Origin of the sequence: Propionivibrio sp. (assembly GCF_049316945.1) — a bacterium.
Taxonomy (GTDB): domain Bacteria; phylum Pseudomonadota; class Gammaproteobacteria; order Burkholderiales; family Rhodocyclaceae; genus Propionivibrio.
On the sequence record NZ_JBMOJE010000234.1, the window covers coordinates 1 to 4,276 of the forward strand.

Genomic DNA, 4,276 nt, shown 5'->3' on the forward strand with positions numbered 1-4,276 from the left:
CGGGTGATGCCATTGCGCCGACTGGTGATGTATCGGTGCCAGATGCCATTGCGCCAGAAGCAGAACCTACGTTACCGCCACCTGCACCAGCGCCGCCGATAGTCATCGTCAAAAAGCGGCGCATACCAGTGCCGCAAGGCTGACAGTCGCTGGGTTATCCCCGCTTTGTGTGGACAACACGCTGGATAACTTCAGGGATAACCCTTGGATGCCGCGCTGGGTGGTGTTTTCGCAACACTGCTGCAAAAACAGGCAGGGCGGGCTTCTCAGAAGCAGCCCCTGTGAAACTTTTCTGTCGTTTGTTTAAAAGCACCCAGGTTAGCGGAAGTTGGTCGGCACATATTGGGGTGGGCAAGTGGTCGAGCCCGTCCATACCGCGCCAGTGGCATCAGGGGTGAGTGCTATTTGGCAAGCGAAACCGATGCCGGTTCTGGCACCGTAAATGCCGACCACAATTGCTCCGTCACTGACGTGTACATCCCTGACAACATCTGGGGTTGATGTGTTGCAATCCACTTTGGTATCGTCATGCGGCCAAGTTCCGTTCGCAACGTAGTATTCATACACGGCAGTTTTACAGGCACTGGCAAAAAGTGCAGCCTCGGACAACTTGGCCCGTATGGTGTAGGACTTGTAGCTTGGCAATGCCACGGATGCCAAGATACCGATGATGGCCACGACAATCATCAATTCAATGAGTGTGAATCCCTTTTGGATTGAGTGCATACCCGCCATTCTTTCTGAAAAATGGGTCAAACCGCAGGTACTTATCGGTATTTTTTTAGTCGTAATGGATATTGCATAAAGTTAACTATCTTAGTCTGCTACTGTTTTAAAGTAAAACCTGCCAAAACAGGTTATCCACGGTCTTTGTGGACAACCTGCCCGATAACTTCAGGGAAAACCCTTGGAGGCCGCGCTGGCTTTCGGTGTGGTGCCGCCAAATCAGGCAAAAGCGATAGTCAGATGCGGTAGTGGGGGTGCATTTCCTGTCATTCATGATGCCCCCGGTTACGTTGAATACACAAAACCTGCTCGCACCTAAATCAATGTGATGTTGTCTGTTCCAGTTGGTACCGGCTCGGGTTCGTATCGAGTACCCCAAATTGTCATCCAGTCCAGCAGGTACTGATCGCCTTCTTGCTCGATAACCATTGCGTAGTGTGGGTTCGCCATGAGTTGTTGCTTTAGCGCGGGGAGTGCGAGCAACCGCTCATCCTCGGTCATTGGCTTCAGTTCCTGCCGTTTTGGTAGCACCAACAATAAAGGTTCACCCTCATCATTGCGCAGAGGTAAGTGGCTAGACCAGACGCGGCGCTGAGCAATAAATAGCCGAAGGGAAGCAGCATCGCTCTCTGACATCATGTCGAGTGAAGTGTCTGCAATGGTGGGTTCGGGATGCACCGCCGGAGTATCACGCTATTCCGGCCAAAGTGCGAAGCCAGCCAGCTACAGACGGGGTAAAACGACACAAAAACTGCTGCAAAACTGCCTGTTTGGGCACTTGTCAAGTTTTTGTGGTGAATACTTGACTAGCTTTTATGGTTATTGCGAGTCAATAGACTTTATTGAAAACCTCTCGCAAGTTGTTGATCTGTAATGACACATGGCATGTTTTCATTAAACCCGTAGTGGCAGTACCGACTTAGGCACCCACAAGGCCGTATCGCGCCAGCAGAGACCCCCACTAAGGTTTGACCACATAAACCCGCTATCTATAATTTGTGCTATCAGTTGATCACGGCTGATTACACAACGCTCATTGCACCCAATAAACGAAAAAACCACCCTGCAAGGTGGCCTTTTCGTGAATTCCGGGGAATTCAAATCACACTATCACTTGTCTCTCCAGACGATGATAGTTTACCAAAACCAGCGTTTCGCTCGCAAGAGTTGAACGCATTCATTGGTGCTATCAATGGAAAATGTCAAAAGCCCCACTGCGGGCAATCAAGCAACGCTCCTTCCTGGAGCTGAGGCAGCAGCATTCTTACGGCTGTCGCGCTCAAACTTTCAACTGCAAGTCAAAGCTGGGCACATACCCGCGCCGATCCGCATCACGCCCAAACGTCCAGTTTGGCGTTTGGCTGATCTGCAAGCGTTTGTTGAATCACTCTAAGGTGAACTGCCATGTTCACCAACAGCGACGGCCAAGAGCCGGGATTAGACACGCCAGCACGATTTAGCAACAGCACCAGCAAGCCACACCCTTACCGGGTAAGACCGCACCAGCCAGCGGCAAGCAATGCAACTGCAAACCTTGTCGCGCAACTTGAAAAAGACGACCACCGCGTCGTCCGTGACACAGGCGGAGGGTTCACCGTTTGCAAATATGGACTCAGCCGGTATTGCAAAAACCCGGCCGAGTTAACCGCGTTTGCCGTGAAAGTTGGGGTGCGGTTATGAGTGAAATAACTGGCATCGACTGGACAGACAGCACATTTAACCCTTGGTGGGGGTGTACCAAGGTAAGCCCGGCTTGCGATAACTGCTATGCCGCTGCACTTGACCATCGAACTGGTGGTGATCATTGGAACGGGAACCTAAAAACGCTTTCAGAAAACAACTGGAGCAAGCCGTTCACATGGAATCGTAAAGCCGCAAAAGCTGGCATTCGGCATAAGGTGTTTTCGGGTTCTATGTGCGATGTTTTCGACAACGCAGCAGATCCAGCACTACGCGAGCGTTTGTTTGAGACCATCCGCAATACTCCAAACATTGATTGGCAACTACTGACCAAGCGAGCGCCAAACATCAAAAAAATGTTACCGGCTGATTGGGGTAACGGCTGGCCGAATGTTTGGCTTGGTGTTACTTGCGAAGATGTAAAGCATGGTTTACATCGCATCGAACACTTGCGGCAAGTACCGGCAAAGGTGCGGTTTTTGAGCATCGAGCCGCTCTTGGAAGATTTGGGCGAACTCAACTTGACGGGCATCGACTGGGTGATTGTCGGGGGCGAGTCCGGTCCTGGATATCGGCCAATGAAGCCCGAGTGGGCTGAAAGCATTCGCGCCCAATGTGACCAGCAAGGTGTAGCGTTTTTCTTTAAGCAAGGTGGAGGATTAAGGCACGGAATCAAAACGCTGAATGGTCAGACTTACAAGGTTTTCCCGAGCTTGGAAGGAGCCGCAGCATGACCGCCACCACACACACCGCCATTGCGGCAACCGGCGCGGCAAGCACCGACCTGATGACCACCGCCAGCCAGATCAACCATCACCACAAACTGGCCTGCATCAAGGCTGGTGAAGCTGTCGGACACGCTGTCGAGGCTGGCAAGCTGCTGCTGTCAGTCAAGGCCAGTTTGCAGCATGGTGACTTTGGTGCGTGGCTGACAAACAACCTGAACGTGACAGACCGGACAGCACGGCGCTACATGGCCGCTGCACTTGGCAAACCATTGCCGGTTCGGGCTATCAAAAACGACAAGTTGCCACCCATGATCGAAGCCGTCAAAACGGACACAGTGTCCGTTTTGGAAGATGCAAAAACATCACCAAATCAGCAAGCATTGCAGCAGGAACACGATGCGAAACGCGCGACAGTAGCTTGGAAAGCCGGAGAACGTGCCTATGAGAAGCTGAATGATGCTGTTAGCGAAAGCCAAAAAATCGAAAACCAGACCAAAGCAGACATAAGCATTCGCTTTAAATACATGTTGAGCAAAAAACTGTACGTTCACGGGGGATACAAAACCTTTGAAGAGTATTGCTTAGATCAGTTTGGCTGGTCGCCGGAGGAAGTCGAAGAAATCCACACAGATGCGTTTCTTTACAACCTTTCAAAAGGCAAAGGAGCCGCAGCATGACCACTAAAACAACCTCAGCAGCTATGCCAGCAGCTAGCCTAGACATAGGTGCCGCCATTGGAGAAAACGCAGCTAAAGCCCGCATAGAGGAGGCTTTGCGGTTAGCTATTTACTATTTGGCCGAGGGAGATATACCCGGCGCGGCAGGGTGGTCGCATAGTGCAGCTACGCGGCTGATGCGGATGTATGAAGAACAACGGACACAGGGAGAGCAAGCATGAGTGAAGTGATTGAAAAACCAGAAACTATGCCAATTGCAAAGCCAGATCAGGCGGCAATTCTTGCGGCGCTGCACGTCATGTGTGACCCGGCGGAGGTGTACGAGTTACGCTCATTTAAAGGAAAAATTGCTAATGCGGGATTTTATGATGCTGAACACTGGAGCGTCATGGCTGAAAACGCAGCGCGATACAACGCGGCAGGTTTTACGCCCTGCATAACGCTTAACCCTGTTGACCCGCAATT

Annotated in this window: 8 protein-coding genes; 6 read left to right on the forward strand and 2 right to left on the reverse strand. The window is 51.4% G+C overall.

The window, feature by feature from the left end; translation table 11 throughout:
* Window positions 1-318 precede the first annotated feature (318 nt).
* Complete coding sequence (locus tag ACOYNV_RS26025; RefSeq protein ID WP_422902724.1) at window positions 319-726, reverse strand: pilin; 408 nt, start codon at window positions 724-726, stop codon at window positions 319-321.
* Between the two features lie 315 nt (window positions 727-1,041).
* A complete protein-coding gene (locus ACOYNV_RS26030) occupies window positions 1,042-1,404 on the reverse strand; it encodes a hypothetical protein (protein WP_422902725.1) in 363 nt (120 codons plus the stop codon).
* 514 nt (window positions 1,405-1,918) lie between these two features.
* On the opposite strand from ACOYNV_RS26030, the gene ACOYNV_RS26035 reads away from it, so the two are divergent.
* The 6 genes from ACOYNV_RS26035 to ACOYNV_RS26060 all read left to right on the forward strand — a co-directional run.
* Window positions 1,919-2,119, forward strand: coding sequence for a helix-turn-helix transcriptional regulator (locus ACOYNV_RS26035; protein ID WP_422902726.1), 201 nt, complete (start codon window positions 1,919-1,921; stop codon window positions 2,117-2,119).
* 11 nt (window positions 2,120-2,130) lie between these two features.
* Window positions 2,131-2,406, forward strand: a complete 276-nt coding sequence (locus ACOYNV_RS26040) for a hypothetical protein (RefSeq protein WP_422902727.1) — start codon at window positions 2,131-2,133, stop codon at window positions 2,404-2,406.
* Window positions 2,403-3,140 (forward strand): DUF5131 family protein, encoded by a 738-nt coding sequence (locus tag ACOYNV_RS26045; protein ID WP_422902728.1) that lies wholly within the window; start codon window positions 2,403-2,405, stop codon window positions 3,138-3,140. The genes ACOYNV_RS26040 and ACOYNV_RS26045 overlap by 4 nt, the downstream gene beginning before the upstream one ends.
* Window positions 3,137-3,811 carry a DUF3102 domain-containing protein gene (locus tag ACOYNV_RS26050; protein WP_422902729.1) on the forward strand — a complete coding sequence of 225 codons (675 nt, stop codon included), beginning with the start codon at window positions 3,137-3,139 and terminating at the stop codon, window positions 3,809-3,811. Before ACOYNV_RS26045 ends, ACOYNV_RS26050 begins: the two co-directional genes overlap by 4 nt.
* Entirely contained in the window at window positions 3,808-4,032 is a 225-nt protein-coding gene (locus ACOYNV_RS26055; protein WP_422902730.1) for a hypothetical protein, read from the forward strand. The genes ACOYNV_RS26050 and ACOYNV_RS26055 overlap by 4 nt, the downstream gene beginning before the upstream one ends.
* Window positions 4,029-4,276: hypothetical protein (locus ACOYNV_RS26060; RefSeq protein WP_422902731.1), on the forward strand; the 248-nt coding region annotated here is incomplete at its 3' end. The genes ACOYNV_RS26055 and ACOYNV_RS26060, both read left to right, overlap by 4 nt.